Genomic DNA, 14,392 nt, shown 5'->3' with positions numbered 1-14,392 from the left:
GGTTAAGCTTCGGGTCAGTGCGTTGTTCGGTCGACAATCATCCACTCTGCGACAGCGACGGCTCGCTCACTGCCGCGCGCTCCGTCGCGCGGCGATGGAGACTGTGCCGTCGCTGATTACGTCCGGAACTGGAACCCCAGCCCATCCGCATCGACGCGACTGGCAAGCCCCGCGCCGAACGCGTAGGCGACCGAACGCGCGCCCATGCCGACGCGGGCGAGCGGCCCGCGCTGGGGCTCGAACTCCCGAACCGAGACCTCCTCTCCGAGTTCCTCCTCGAAGCGGTCGGTCACGTCTTCTCGGGTGCCGGTATCGTCGACCAGCCCCATCTGTTCGGCCTCGTCGCCGAGATAGATCCGGGCCTCGGTGTCGCGGATCTCGGTCTCGCTCAGCTCCCGGCCCTCGGCGACGCGGTCCACGAAGCGGTCGTAGAGGCCGTCGATGATCCCCTGGAGGTACTCGCGTTCGTCCTCCTCGATCTCCTTCAGCGGCGTGCCGGCGTCCTTGTACTCGCCGGCGGTGAACTGCTCGTAGCTGATCCCCAGTCGGTCCGCGAGGTCCGAGACGTTGGGCCGGGAGCCGACGACGCCGATGGAGCCGACGATGGATGGCTCGCGCGCCCAGATCTCGTCACAGCCGGAGGCGATCCAGTAGCCGCCGCTGGCACAGACGTCGGTGGCATAGGCGACTGTCGGCCCCTCGAAGCGCTCGACGGCGTTGCGGATGTCCTCGCTGGGCACCACCTCGCCGCCGGGCGTGTTGAGTTTGACCAGCAGCGCGTCGACGGCCGGGTCGTCGTCGGCGGTGTCGATCTGGTCGGCGATCTCGTCAGCAGTGGCGCCGACGGGGCCAGTCGGAATTGGGTTGTTGCCCGCGCCGTCGCGGGTGATCGGTCCCTCGACCCCTACTTCGGCGACGTTGTACGTCGGGAACTGGCTCCCGGCGATACCGGCCAACAGGCGGACGGCGACGCCCGCGAGGAGGAGGGCGAGCAGGATCCCGAGCAGATCGGCGAGATCCGCCGCGAACTCGACGAACAGCAGCCAGCCCGCTACCAGCGTGACGAACGCGCCGCCGGCGACGAGGAGGAATCGTCCGAGTCGTTCAGTCGTGTTAGACATGGATCCTACTGCGGCGCGATCATACAAAAGGGTGGCCGCAACGGGGAGGCGTCGATAGGTGGGCGGGTCGATGGCGTCGGAATGTCGACGGCGCCGATGGCGTCGGAATGTCGACGGCGCCGATGGCGTCAGCGGTGTCGACGGTGCCGCCGCTATCTGGCTCGTGGACTACGCAAAAACGGAAACGTTGTTCCCGAACGTTACAGCAGGCCGGTCTTCTGGAGCTTCATCAGGTCCTCGGTGTCGAGGGTCTCGCCCTCCTTGAACTTCTGGTAGATCTCCTCGGCCTCTTCTTTCTCCTCTTCCATCTTCTGCTCGCGCTCGTCCTTGCGCTCTTCCTCTTCTTCCTTGTCCAGTTCGCGCAGGCGCTTCTGGACGCGGACGAAGTCCTCGTGGTGGCGGTCGGCCGCCTCCTGGGCCTCGACGAACAGCTCGTGCATCTCGTCGGCCTCGTCACGGATCTCGTCGGCCTCGCGGTAGGCCTCGATCATCTCGTTGTGGTGCTCCTGGGCCTTGTCGGCCAGCTCCGTCACCTTCTGGTGGTGCTGGCTGGCTTCGGAGCGGACCTCCTCGGCCTTCTCGACGGTCTCCTCGAGATCGCCACTCTGGTCGACCTTCTCCTCGCGCTCGGCGAGCTGCTCGCGCTTCTCCTCGATCTCCTCGATGAGTTCGCGCTCGTCCTCCGCGGAGAGCACTTCCGTCTGCTGACGGAACTCGAGGTCTTCGATCTCCTCGCGGAGCTGCTCGGCGTCCTTGCCGTCGTCGAGTTCGAGGTCCTCCTTCATCTCCTCGACCTCGTCGAACAGCTCGTTGGCCTCGGCGTTGAGCTCGTTTCGGCTCTCCTTGTGCTCCTGAACCTGCTCGTTGAGCTCGTCGCGCTTCTCGCGGTGCTCCTGAGCCTCGTCGACCTTCTCGCGCGTCTTCGCGTTCAGGTCGTCACGCTCGGAGGCTCGCTCGGATGCGAGCTGGTTCAGGTCGTTTCGTCGATCCCGAAGCTGGCCGGCGAGCTTGATCAGCTCACCTTTCGAACCGTCTTCCAACTTCTCGTCGGGGAGGTCGACGTTGTCTTCTTCTTTCAGTGCTGCGACGTCGTACTTCTGGAGTACGTCCTCTTTCGTTACCATGCTAATCAAACCTCTGTACCATCCGCCCTCCGGACACAGCGGACGCTGATGGAACCGCGACGGAACGTGAATAAGAGTTCCCGATCATTCTGCGTGCGGTGCCACCAGCGCCGGAGGCGTTCTGGTGATCAAACGTATGCTGTTGCCGTAGTTAAATTCTTCGGTGAGTGGCGGGTGTAATTGCCTCACACGCCCGTTACCGACCGTCACGTACCCGCACACCCCACTGGAGGTCGTTCCGGTCCGGCAGGCACTTCCCGCGCCGTCGCCGACCGGGCGGTATGAGCGACGCAGACGACGTGCCCGTCGACGACGGCCGCCACGTCCATCGGATCCGCGCCCACGGCCACGAGCACGTGAGCGGCGAGCACCAGAGCACGGTCGAACTCACCAGCGACGACTGGCTCACCCCCGCGGGCGACTGTATCGTCGGCATCGAGGCCGATACGACGCCCGCCGACTTCGACCAGACGTTCGTCTCCGCCTGCCAGTCCGCCGACGCAACGATCACCGCGGAGTTCACCGTCCAGACGAACGACGGCACCCTCACGGACACCATCCGCGCACGCGGCGACCCGGAACTCACCTTTGAGGGCGACCGCAGCCTCGTCGGCCGAACCAGCGACTACGTCGACGACCGGACCGTGTTCGTCGACGCCGACGGCGCCGCCACGGATCTGGATCAGGACCTGATCGACGCGCTCGCCGACGGTGCGGAGCTGACCCTGACGCTGACCGTCGAGCCAGGAGCGAACTGAGGCCGCCCACCGCTGCCGGGCGCTTTTTGCGGACCGCGAGCCAACGGCGCGTATGAGCGACGACGCCGACAACCGGCCGGACGAGCCAGCCGAGAACATCAGTGGCGGCCCGGGCGGCGGCGGGGAGCACATCGACGCCGGGACTGCTGCCGCCGATGGCGAGCACATCGACGATGGCGACGACCCGCGACCCACCGAGGGCGACGCACCAATCGGGGCCGGCGAGAGCGAGCCGGAAACCCGCGCCGAGGCGGTCGTCGACGAACTCGGCGAGATGTACTGGCAGAAGGCCTACGGCGGGCAGGACGCCTTCGAGTGTCTGGTCCGAACGATTCTGAGCCAGAACACCAGCGACAAGGCCAGCCAGCCGGCCCACGACAGCCTGATGAACCGGTACGACGAGGACGGCCCGGCCGGCGATCTCGCCGAATCGCTCGCCGCCGCCCCGCAGGACGAACTCGCCGAGACCATCTCCTCGGCCGGCCTCTACAACCAGAAATAAACTAATTTTACTAACGCTGTTTGTACGCTATCGACCTCCCACGCTCAACACGACGAGAAACACGCCGAAATTGAACACACGCACACGGAAGACCAGAAATTGAACAAAACCAAAACCTCCGACCGACCAAATCACCCAATCAAAATACCCGACGCATCAGCACCATACTTCGCAATCACAACCAACGCAATAATAGCCACTAACAACCAAAACCCACCGTTCCCATCATCCGACGACGAAGACGAACTACTCGAAGAACTCGACCCCGAACCACCCTTCTTCTTCTCAGCTCTATCCAACGCTTTATTCGCTTCCTCTTCAGACAAATCACGGTCGCTAATATCAACTTCTGTCATATAGCTTACTAATACACCCACGGTTAGTAAGCTAGGGGTCAAACGACAAAACAGGAAATAGACGAATAGAGGAGCGCCTAACAAGCTGTAGATACTATTCTTTCCTATGAGCGAAGACCCCACAGAACACATCCCCGATGATATCGAAGACACTGATTCTACAACCCTAGACGACCTCGAAGACGACGAACTCTTAGACGAATACTACAGTTGCGTCCATCATCTCGGAGTCTGCGCCGCCGAAGGACAAATCGACAATCAACAACAGTCAGAAGAACAAATCATCCGAGAAAAGATACGAGGTCGGATGGACGACGACTACACACCCACTTTCTAACGCCCTATACAACCCGTCTATGCGTGCCCGTGTATACGGCTATACTGTCGGTCATATCCACCATATACAGGCGTATTTGAGGCATATGCACGCCGTCGGTGGTAGGTAGGCTGGTGGTGTCAAGATTGTCTGAGTGTCCGTCTGTCCCTATAGGTGGGTTTCTTTTAAGTACCCGTAAACTTTAAATAATATAGTCACAATACAGTACCCTGACATATCCCGTCAAGATTCTTCTCCCGACGAGTCTACCCTGATTGGGATGAAGATGTTCCACCCAAACACACGGAACTACTGTTACTATACTAACTACTATACTAACAAATAGCTAATTAGCTATTTTCTTAGCTATTAGCTATTTACTATATTTACTACTATACTACTATACTACTATACTACTATACTAGAGAAATAGCTAATTAGCTATTTTCTTAGCTATTAGCTATTCTAGTTATTACTGTTACAGTACTGTTCTATCTTGGCCCAATCTTAACTCATCTTCAGAGAACACAGGTTGGCTTGGGAGTCGGACTCTATCTTAACACGATTCAACGGTTTCGGATGGGTTACGGACAGACTTTCGTAGGATACGGTGGGTAGTGTCTCCCCCGATTATCCGACTTCTCGTTGTCTTCATCGTCACATCGTGCGTGTGAGCGTGTGAGCGTACTGTTCTTGACGGTTTAGAGTGGTGTCGCTTTCTTGGCTCCCATCCCGAGACATGTCTGTTTATGTTCTCAAAATCGCAAGAAAGCAACCACCTAGACGACAGACAGACACCCACCCCCGCCCCTCTGTAATAGCGTGCGCACGAAACCAAGATTATCGTGTCTGTCTGTCTCTCTCCAAAATCTCAAAATCCACCCACGGCATCGAGACCGAGCCTGTCCCTGTCTATATCTCGTTTAGAGTCGATACTGTATTAAAACTATATTATATAAAACTTACGGTTAAGAAAATCAGTATGGGACATAGAGACCCTCTCCCGACAGATTAGACTTCGACCACCAACACCGACAACGAGCAATACACCCTCACGGGCTATACAAACCCTCATAACGCCGATATCTCTACTTATGGCTCTCAAGAAGAGAACAGTGGTTATAGAAGAAATATCGACTTCGGATTCAGATGAACGGGATGAATCCTGTGAAGATAGCCCAGATGAGGCCGAGGATTTTGAGAACGATGATGATGAAGACGAGAATCCAGAAACCGATGCCGACCATCTCTGCGTCAATATTCGAGAGTAGTCCATCAGCGTTGATGTTGAGAGTTTGTTCTTGTGCGTGCGCTGTATCTGTAAATAGGATACTCCCGAGGAAGATGCTGGAGAGTACGAGTACAGCGAGGAAGGTCGTGGAGAGGATATTGCGTGTCATAATTTAGAATTCGTTTTGGGATATCGAGTATGCTGAGTAGAGGACGACGAGAACGGACAAGACGGAGAAGAGAACAGCTCCAATTCCGTAGATGCCGCCCACGGTCTCGATGAGCGTGTTGAGTGTGAGGTTGATTTTGAGTAGTTCCAGAGTTGCGATGCTTCCGATTGCGATGAGTGTACCAAGTCCGATTACAGCGAGTATCGAACGAAATCGTGTAAAACTCATATCATAAATACTCTTTTGGGTATCTAAAAATATATCGCTGTTTTCGATAATATTTAGTCTTGAAACTCCGATATATATTTAGGGGACTGTCAGTATTGTTATACTATGGGAAGACTGGGATTTGTTTCCGTTCTGATGATTTTGTCGCTTCACACGATGTTGCTCAGTCTCGATTTAATCGCCCACTGGGTTCCGTTGTATGACGGTATCCCGCCCGTGCTGTCGATTCTATTCGGCGTCTTCGGGCTTGTGGCGATTTCGGGGTTGGCGATGGTCGTGTATCGAAGTCAGAAGTCGGGTGGATGGAATTTGCCAGTCGCCCTTCACAAGTAAGATTAAATATGATAGATAAAATCAAAACCCGCCTTGGCGGGCACGAATCAAGTAGAATCGTACAAGCACTAACTGTTTTCGCAGTCCTCGGACTCATCATGCAGATTTTCGCTGGAGCAGCTCTCGCTGGCTCCGCTGACGGTCTCGTCGTTAACGACCCGACCTATAAACAAGCTGAAGACACATGGACGACGACTGCCACAGTCCAAAATCTCACAGCAACCAGCGGTGAGCAGGTCACGGTGACGATTAACAACACAGACGAAGCAGGCGAAATCGACCTAACGAATACGACTGCTTCGGTGGGCGATGCTTACGCTAGTGTTAATAACGTTAATCGTACCAAGGACGGCAAACTCGTCGTGACCATCGATATTACCAGTAACACATCTGGTACTGCGATGGAGGTCAGTCTGAGTAGTATTCAATTCTCAGACTCAGGTACTGCCGATGTTACTACTGGTGGTGCAGTCAGTTCCTATACTGACACCTTCGCATATCAGCAAGAGAAAGGGACCTTCGCTGTAGGTAATATCACGACTTCCGATGGAACATCGTTCTCCAACCTTAGCGGTGAACGACTCATCATCGAAGACAGTAGCGGAACAGAAGTAGTCAACACGACTAACTTCTCGGACACTTACAGCAAACAACTCGTCTCTGGTGAGAATTACACGGTCCGACTACACGCTGACCACTACAATACCGTCAGTAAGACAGTCAGCATCTCGTACAACACGACTTCGACAGTTGACTTCGCCTTCCAGCGAACTCAAGTTGACTACGACTTCGAGGTCGTAGAAGATGGAGAACCTCTCGATAGTTTTGACCTTAAGGTCTACCAAGGTACTATCGGAGATAACGAGACTGCGATTCAGAGTTACTCTGTAAACTCCAACCAAGATAACACGGTTGGAGTCTCGAACCTTGACGACGGTAAGTCGTACACAGTCGAGGTTGTCTACGACAACGGTACGACCTTCACATATCAGGTTGCAGCTGACCTCTCTGATGAAGAGTCAACTGATGCTGATAGTGCGGTAGACGAAACCATCGATGTGACGGGCGATAATTCGTATGTCTTCGGTGGTGGTGATACTAGTACTTACGGAACCTACTTCGTCTACATCGTTGTCGGTGGCCTACTTGGTTTCGCCTTCATCATCGGAATTATTGCGATGTTATCTGGAGGTGCTGGTCGTGCCCTAGGTCGTCCATAGACTCTCTCAAAAAACTCTCCTCGATTTTATCGAGGTTTCTTTGACGGAGCGTGGTCGCTTTGGGGTGGTTCGATTCCGCTTCTCCGTCCTCCTACACATATGACGAGTCTCTCTCATCTCGGGGTCTTGCTCATCATCTCGACGCTCTTAATCGGGTCGGTCGGGACTGTAGCAGCTGCTCCCTCAGACGATGTACTGTTTCAACAAGATGGCGATGACGACTTTGCTAACGGTTCTTCGACTAACAACACGACCGCAAACAACACGACGAACGAATCTACGGCTACGCCCACGCAAAACAATTCGTCTAATAACACGGCGAACAACAGTTCGCAGAACAATTCATCTGCGAACGCTAATCAGAACGAAAATCTCTCTAAGTATGATTTCGTCTTCTTAAACGGTCTGCGACTCATCGAAGGTAATCATACGGATGAGATGGCTCGCTTAACGCTCGTAAATCCGACTGATACGAAGAAGCGTGTCATCCTGCGGCGGTCGGGCAGTAAAGAAGATATTCTCGTTGCTGTTCCCGCAAACGGTCAGCGAGATTTGACTATCAAGATGAACGGCTCGCTGAAGTGGAAGCTAATTCTGAATACGGGGATTTCGAATTCGAAATTTGACGAGACTACAGGGGAAGATGGTACTGGTAAAACCACCCGATTAACTTACGAAATCGAGCACACAATCATCACGGTCAATCACAGCCCTGATGTACCGCATGAAATTCTTATCGTATTCTCTGGTGGGATTCCGATTTTCCTCCTCATCTTCGGGTTCTTCCGCAAGGAGAATCGGATGACTCGGGTGGCTCTGAACATCAACGGGCCGAAGACTCTGCAAGTCGAGTCGCCTGACTACCAGTATAATCTGAAATCTAATCGTCCGTGGATTTGGAATTCGATGGTGAAACAATTGAAATTCACTAAACAGTGGATTAGTGGATGGGGTCTCATCGTACTTCCTGCTGTAATCTTCCTCGGTGGAGTGGGAGCGTTCTTCGGACACGGACTCTTCGATTCTGAACTCGCTAACGAGATAAACATCTATATGGCGTATGGGGAGCTGCTCTTCGGGATTCCATCGGGTATTGTCGGGATTTGGTTCGCTCGGAAGAATTGGGTAGAACTCGACCAGATTAGGACTGATGACGCTGGCTTCTGGCTCTGGTATCTCACACCGAGTCGGTTCGCAGAGATGGATGTGTTCCTCGATATCTCTAACCTATCAGAAGAAGCGTTTGATGAACTCTGCGAACTCGTAGACGATTACAAGATTTCAGAAGACGGGTCGAAGATGTATGTCCCACACGCCGCTCTCTGTACAGCACACAGCGATAGTCCTCGGGAAGCCTATGAGGTAGATGAGTACTTCCCATACGCAAACGAGGCTCGTATCTCGTTCGTCAACAAAGAACTCGGAGTTCGTACTTCAGAGTTAATCCGCAACGACGAAGACCTCCGTAAAGTCGTTAAGAAAGACCTCCACACCCGAGCACAACTCGGTACGCTCCGTAAGCTAAACGAGGGGCAACTCATCCGTAACCGTGTTGAAAAAGCGGTGAATCACATCGTCCACGCTTTCCAGCGTGGCGTCATCCCAGACTCAGAAGAGGTTATGGATGAGATTAGTTCTGACGCTGATGAGCGGGTCGATGATGCCGTTGACAAACAATTGCGTCGAGAAGTCGAGAACGGTGATATCGACGGCGACAATCTCCCAGATAGATACTCGCACCTCAACAACGGTGGTGATAGATAACTATGTCTAGTAAAAATTCCCAAGATGCGGCAGCAGAGTTCAGAGAATACGCTCGGGGAACACTTGATGTAGACCATCAAACCGTACACCCCTGGGCGGGAGAAATCGAAGACCCGCTCGTTCGACAATTTATGGCGTTCGCTGCAGAAGCCTACGACCCCGAATACGCCGCCGACGAATACGATGACGACGAAGAAGTCCCAACCAATTTCGAGGATACTGATGTAGCCCAAGAAATCCGTCGTAAGTATGGGACGGAGACAGCAACAGAAGCCTTCCACCGTCGAGATAAGACTCAACTGAGTTTCTTCAGCGGTCTCGTAAACTACGATTCTGACGCTTCAGGGATGGGTGTCATCTCCGAGCTGATGAAGATGATTAAGAAAGAGCCTGTCCTCATCCTCTATATTTGGGGGGCGATGGGGAACGGTAAAACGGACTTCGCTCTCCTCCTCATCCAGGTCTTCGAAGCCGTCTATAGTGAAGATTCAGTCAAAGTCGCTTCTAACATACAATCGTTCGAACGAGGCGACCAGTACATCGACAACTACCGAGACTGGCAGAATTGGCTTGAAGAAGGGGAAGTCGATGACGACTACGAACGCATCTTAATTATTGACGAAGCCGCTCAAGCCCTGTCTGGCGTCGGCTCTGATGCACAGAACTCTGCAGAAGTCGGGAAGAAACTCAAGCTCGCTCGTAAGTACAGCGGACATGTTATCTTCATCGGGCAAGACGGGAAGGATGTTGGGCCAGCGATTCGGTCTCTTACATCCTACTGTGTTCATAAGACAGCAGAGAAAGAGGCGACTTTCTACTTAGATGTGAAGAACCGTCGAGGCGTCGAGGAACGATTGAGCCTCTCTGAGATTCCGCCAACTGATTACGAGTACAAGACGGGCGATATCTCCAGTTGGGGGATGCTTGGTGAAGAGGAAGAGTACGATGAGTATATGTCGGAGCAAGAAGCCGAGGAGTGGCTCGAAGAAGAAATCGAGGACTACGAACGAGAACTTATGGGATGGCTTGGATGGCAGTCCGACTTAACCCGAGCCGAGATTGCTGAACACTTCGATGTGAGTGAAAAGACGGTAACTCGGAACAAGAAACGATTCGAAGACGAGTACGCTCCTGACGACCGTGATGAAGAACCCGATGAAGAATCGGTAGAGTAGGACGATGAGTTTTGAAAGCGTCTTCTTGGGATTTGTGGTGATGGCTCTTAGTGTGGAGATGTTCAAGATGTATCTGAGAGAAAAGTACTGTAGTAGTAATAACTAGAATAGCTAATAGCTAAGAAAATAGCTAATTAGCTATTTTACTATATACTATATTATACTCTATTCTCTAGGAGACGATTCTTCAGAGAGTACAGGTCGGCTTCGGGCTTTCTTCGACTTATTCTCGGGAATAATTATATAGGGTTTGATATGTTATATTCTTATATGTCAGTTGACAATTTAGATATTGAGACGCATAGTGATGTAGTTATCTTAGTGGGTTCAGTGGGTCGAGTTTTCTTTGATTTAGATGACGAGGATATGCTTGTGCGAGCGTATAGCCCGACTGAGCGACTCAAAGAGAATCTGCGTACTGTGCGTCGGAACGGTGGTCGGTTATTCGTGGGTGTATCGAAGATGGATGATGTGCCGTATTTCTTGACGAAGCAAGATGTGGATGTGTTTGCGTATAAGTCTGCGAACGAGGTCGAGTATTGGGGGAGTAAGACTCGGATGGCGGCGAATCGTGAGAACGGTCTCGACCCAATTTTGACTATTCGTGTGGACGATGAAGAGGAAGACGAACGACCGACTCTCACAGGTGGCTTTAGTGAGGTTCGAGAACGAGCAGATGAGGTTGTCGAAGATTTAGAATACAGGATTCTTGCTGGTGAAGAGGATTGGCGAGAAGCCTTCGATTCTGAATCAGCGGAGTCTCGGGAAGAAGCAGATATTGATGAGATGTTAGAGAGTGGCCCAACAGATGAGCGTCTTGAAGAACTTATGGAAGCAGTCGAAAGTGAAGACGGCGAGGTTATTCTTGTGGATTCTGGTCGGTCTGGCGTGTCGAAGACCGTGGAAGCCTTGCGAGCAATTCGAGCACAGTCAGACGATGACGAAGACGACCAGCAAACCGAGCCGAAATATTCGACGGGAGATTTAATCCTCACACCATCTGACCACGACGAATATGATTCGGATTTTCTAATCGAAGATGGATACAAAATCGTCGGGTGGTATTGGGTCGAAGAAGACGGAGACAGAGAATATATTTATCAATCTACTTGGCTCGGTAACGAACAGGTGAATATTCGAGAGTCTGAAATTGAACTACGAGATGATATTGAAGTCGTTGAAGACGGTGGGTGTTTGCGTTCGAATTATATGAAGAATCGTGAAGAGGATTTGACTACGGTTAGTGGCGTAGGTCTTGTTGAAGAGGCTCGTCTCCGTCGTGAAGGGTATACGACGATGGAAGACTTGCAGGCGGCTACACAGTCCGACCTCGCATCTGTAGATGGTATCGGGAACGCTCTAGCGGCTCGGGTTAAAACAGATGTTGGCGACCTCGAAGACAACCCTGGCGAAGTCCCAGAATATATTGACGAGATTGACTTGACTTCTGAACTTCAAGATAGTATCGAACGAGCTGCTAACGGCGAAAGTGCGTCGGAAGAAGAAGTTGCAGAGTACTTCTCGGATGTGTATCGCATCGAAGCGATAGATGGGTTTGAAGAACTAACTCCTGGGCTTCAGGATGCAGTCATAGATATCGTACAGAAGTATGACCTTGACCGTGATGAGGCTGAGATAGCAGTTGGTATCGCCTTATGGTTGATGGAACCAATTCTCGGTAAGTAACTTCGCTGTGTATTATTTTTTTTGTTTGTTTTATCTTTGTAATAATCTTTTTAGGGTTCGAGTATAGTCTATTTTATATGTTGGATTTTCAACAGTTAGTAGATACTGGCGTACAGTTTTTAGGTGATTATGGTCTCGTAGCGATGCTGGTCGTGGCCGTGTTGTTAGCGGTCGTGTTCAGGACTCGGGACTTTGTAGACCTCTATGCGTACTTGTCTGTGGGTATTCTCGGATACCAGTTTTATTTTGAAGATTTTGCGTGTTACCCTGACAAGTTACAGCTCCTATGTGGGTATGATTGGTTCACGATTTTCTATCAAATCGAACTCTCTATCTTATATCTTATCGGTGCGAGTATTCTCGCTCTCATCGTCTTGTGGCAGCGGTACGGACACTTTCTAACTCACTGGTATTTCACGCCTGACGAAGACGAGATGATTCCAGAAGACCTCTATGAAGAGGGTGATGACCGATGCTGAAACACATATACAGTATTCTAAGTAATCGTCTATTTTGCGACGAAGAAAACTGTAATCGTCTTCGAACTGTTGAAACAGGGATAGATGATAAAAAGTGGTACTGTTGGAAACATGCAGTAGAAACTTCTAAGATTCTAACTCTAGACCTCGTAGAAGAGAGTCCTGGAGTTATCGATGAAGTTGATGTAGATGATTTACTGGATGAGAATCCAGATGATGAAGAATTAGACGAGATGTTCGAAGACGATTCTTAGAGGGTTTTGATGTACTCGATGTGTTCTTTTTTAATATGCGTCGTCTTGTCCTCGGTGACACTAACTCGCACAAAACCATCGTCCTCTTCTTCATAATCCACGCACGGAAGCTCATCAAACACTTCCACAGCAAACGGTGAGACTTGCGAGTCCGATAATTCGATTACATAGTTGAACTTTGTTTCTGGGTCGATACCGTCTGGAGTACTATTATATGTCATAGTAATTATATAACTCCAGCCAGGGCTTAAAGGTCTTTATTGCAGGATAACGGCGGGAGTAATTATATAGGGTTTTAAACACATAGACTTATTTACATATGATTGGTTATAAGCAAAAGTACTTGCAACCAGATGTGATTGAATCGGAATTAGAGGAAGTATTTGGAATAGATTGGTCGGATGTGATTCAAATTACGGGTTATAAGCACGGTAACAATCCACCACTATTCAAACTCGATGATGGCCTTGCATCCTATCCTGAAGGATTTGTGTTTGAGACGGAAGAGTTGTTCATCTTCTGGTTGACGCCAGAAGTTGAGACGGGGATTTCGACTCATCTGTGTAAAGAAGATGGTGTGAGTCGGAGTGATGTGAGAAAGTGGATTCGGTCGGATGATGTTGAACAGAACCGTGAAGAGATGGAAGCAATAGCCGAGCAGCAGGTCGTCGGTATACAGCTTGTTCCAGAGTCTTCTGTCGGAAACGACGGTGATTACGATGACGGATAGTGACGAGGATATCGACCTCTCTGACCGATTCGAAGCCGTTGACGGACTTCGGGGACACTGTGTCTGTGGGAAGTATTTCCACTATATCGGCGGTCTCGATGTAAGCGAAGTCGAACTTGTGTGCGAAGATTGTGGGCGACGACTCCAAGTCGAAGTCTCCGCTGAAGTAGTCGAACATGACCCGTCAAACACCTACGACGAAGGAGCGTTTCGAGAAGCAGTTGAATCTCACATCCGAGGCGAGATTACAGAAGACGAACTCCGAAGCCTGTGGGATTACTTCGGTCATCCAGACAAAGAATACGAAGAGACCGTAGAACATCTGCGAAGCTATCTCGAAGACAAAGTTGCGAAGGAGCGAATCGCTGACCAACTCGGCGTTAGCTCGGATGCTGTCTATACTAACTATCCCGAACAGATGGAAGAAATAGCTGAAGGTGTAGTCGTCGTAGACGGTGAGAAGTACGCTATTCTAGCTGAGTTCGATGAAGACGACCTCGACGCTGAGGGTGATGACTTGTGAGTTTGAGTATAATCGGTCTTCTCATCGGACTATTAATCAGTATTATTCTTCTTCTCGTCGCTCCACTCACGGTTTTCATCTGCACTAACTGTGGTGGTCGGTGGATGGTAGATGCTGGACCGAAGTTCGATTTCGGGTGTCCAGATTGTGGTGGTGAGATGTATGCGACGAAAGAGATGCCAATTCAGACTCTCACTCATAAAGTATATCGCCAGTGTGCGGGTGATGGTTTGTGAGTTATTCTGATAGTGTCTCATATCAGGCTGAAGCGTATGCTGGCGGGATTATCGTCGGTGGTGCGTGTCTGGTCGGAGTTACTATTGGATGGCTCGCACGCTCTGCCTACGCCGACCTGTGCTCTCTGAAGACTAACTCACACTCAATCCTAACTCGATTACTTTTCTTCAAATACTCCTCGCCAGT

16 protein-coding genes and 1 pseudogene are annotated in these 14,392 nt (G+C 51.4%); 11 read left to right on the top strand and 6 right to left on the bottom strand.

The annotated features are described in order from the left end of the window. Positions 1–116 precede the first annotated feature (116 nt). Positions 117–1,121, bottom strand: coding sequence for a signal peptide peptidase SppA (gene sppA / locus J2753_RS07360; RefSeq protein ID WP_209491295.1), 1,005 nt, complete (start codon positions 1,119–1,121; stop codon positions 117–119). 200 nt (positions 1,122–1,321) lie between these two features. Next, positions 1,322–2,245, bottom strand: coding sequence for a coiled-coil protein (locus tag J2753_RS07355; protein WP_209491294.1), 924 nt, complete (start codon positions 2,243–2,245; stop codon positions 1,322–1,324). A 281-nt stretch (positions 2,246–2,526) separates the two neighbouring features. Here J2753_RS07355 and J2753_RS07350 point away from each other — a divergent pair, with 281 nt between their 5' ends. Both J2753_RS07350 and J2753_RS07345 read left to right on the top strand, forming a co-directional pair. Continuing rightward, the gene (locus J2753_RS07350; protein WP_209491293.1) at positions 2,527–3,003 is read left to right on the top strand and encodes a DUF371 domain-containing protein; all 477 of its coding nucleotides are present in this window, start codon (positions 2,527–2,529) and stop codon (positions 3,001–3,003) included. Positions 3,004–3,055: 52 nt separating this feature from the next. After that, positions 3,056–3,502: pseudogene (locus tag J2753_RS07345) on the top strand (endonuclease III domain-containing protein); the annotation flags it as partial. Positions 3,503–3,636: 134 nt separating this feature from the next. On the opposite strand, the gene J2753_RS07340 reads toward J2753_RS07345, so the two are convergent. Next, entirely contained in the window at positions 3,637–3,861 is a 225-nt protein-coding gene (locus J2753_RS07340) for a hypothetical protein (RefSeq protein ID WP_209491292.1), read from the bottom strand. Between the two features lie 106 nt (positions 3,862–3,967). Here J2753_RS07340 and J2753_RS07335 point away from each other — a divergent pair, with 106 nt between their 5' ends. Then, positions 3,968–4,198 carry a hypothetical protein gene (locus tag J2753_RS07335; RefSeq protein WP_209491291.1) on the top strand — a complete coding sequence of 77 codons (231 nt, stop codon included), beginning with the start codon at positions 3,968–3,970 and terminating at the stop codon, positions 4,196–4,198. A 1,124-nt stretch (positions 4,199–5,322) separates the two neighbouring features. On the opposite strand, the gene J2753_RS07330 is transcribed toward J2753_RS07335, so the two are convergent. Beyond that, the gene (locus tag J2753_RS07330; protein WP_209491290.1) at positions 5,323–5,577 is read right to left on the bottom strand and encodes a hypothetical protein; all 255 of its coding nucleotides are present in this window, start codon (positions 5,575–5,577) and stop codon (positions 5,323–5,325) included. A gap of 3 nt (positions 5,578–5,580) precedes the next feature. Then, a complete protein-coding gene (locus tag J2753_RS07325; protein WP_209491289.1) occupies positions 5,581–5,805 on the bottom strand; it encodes a hypothetical protein in 225 nt (74 codons plus the stop codon). A gap of 341 nt (positions 5,806–6,146) precedes the next feature. Here J2753_RS07325 and J2753_RS07320 point away from each other — a divergent pair, with 341 nt between their 5' ends. From J2753_RS07320 to J2753_RS07295, 6 genes are all read left to right on the top strand, one after another. Continuing rightward, positions 6,147–7,358 carry a hypothetical protein gene (locus J2753_RS07320; RefSeq protein WP_209491288.1) on the top strand — a complete coding sequence of 404 codons (1,212 nt, stop codon included), beginning with the start codon at positions 6,147–6,149 and terminating at the stop codon, positions 7,356–7,358. A 126-nt stretch (positions 7,359–7,484) separates the two neighbouring features. Continuing rightward, the gene (locus J2753_RS07315) at positions 7,485–9,122 is read left to right on the top strand and encodes a hypothetical protein (protein ID WP_209491287.1); all 1,638 of its coding nucleotides are present in this window, start codon (positions 7,485–7,487) and stop codon (positions 9,120–9,122) included. A gap of 2 nt (positions 9,123–9,124) precedes the next feature. Continuing rightward, positions 9,125–10,297: an ATP-binding protein gene (locus tag J2753_RS07310; RefSeq protein WP_209491286.1), complete on the top strand. Its 1,173-nt coding sequence runs from the start codon at positions 9,125–9,127 to the stop codon at positions 10,295–10,297. A 270-nt stretch (positions 10,298–10,567) separates the two neighbouring features. After that, a complete protein-coding gene (locus J2753_RS14390) occupies positions 10,568–11,983 on the top strand; it encodes a helix-hairpin-helix domain-containing protein (protein ID WP_245334540.1) in 1,416 nt (471 codons plus the stop codon). Between the two features lie 77 nt (positions 11,984–12,060). Beyond that, positions 12,061–12,462, top strand: a complete 402-nt coding sequence (locus J2753_RS07300; protein ID WP_209491285.1) for a hypothetical protein — start codon at positions 12,061–12,063, stop codon at positions 12,460–12,462. Then, positions 12,456–12,716 (top strand): hypothetical protein, encoded by a 261-nt coding sequence (locus J2753_RS07295; protein ID WP_209491284.1) that lies wholly within the window; start codon positions 12,456–12,458, stop codon positions 12,714–12,716. Before J2753_RS07300 ends, J2753_RS07295 begins: the two co-directional genes overlap by 7 nt. On the opposite strand, the gene J2753_RS07290 is transcribed toward J2753_RS07295, so the two are convergent. Next, positions 12,713–12,937, bottom strand: a complete 225-nt coding sequence (locus J2753_RS07290) for a hypothetical protein (protein ID WP_209491283.1) — start codon at positions 12,935–12,937, stop codon at positions 12,713–12,715. The two genes, J2753_RS07295 and J2753_RS07290, sit on opposite strands and share 4 nt — an antisense overlap. A 98-nt stretch (positions 12,938–13,035) precedes the next feature. On the opposite strand from J2753_RS07290, the gene J2753_RS07285 reads away from it, so the two are divergent. Beyond that, on the top strand, positions 13,036–13,446 hold the full coding sequence (locus tag J2753_RS07285) for a hypothetical protein (RefSeq protein ID WP_209491282.1): 411 nt from the start codon (positions 13,036–13,038) through the stop codon (positions 13,444–13,446). Then, positions 13,436–13,969: a hypothetical protein gene (locus tag J2753_RS07280; protein ID WP_209491281.1), complete on the top strand. Its 534-nt coding sequence runs from the start codon at positions 13,436–13,438 to the stop codon at positions 13,967–13,969. Before J2753_RS07285 ends, J2753_RS07280 begins: the two co-directional genes overlap by 11 nt. Positions 13,970–14,392: the final 423 nt, after the last annotated feature.

The organism is Halolamina salifodinae (assembly GCF_017874235.1).
In the GTDB taxonomy this organism is placed as follows: Archaea; Halobacteriota; Halobacteria; order Halobacteriales; family Haloferacaceae; genus Halolamina; species Halolamina salifodinae.
Note: the sequence above shows the minus strand (reverse complement) of the source record. Positions and strands in the feature narration are given on the sequence as shown.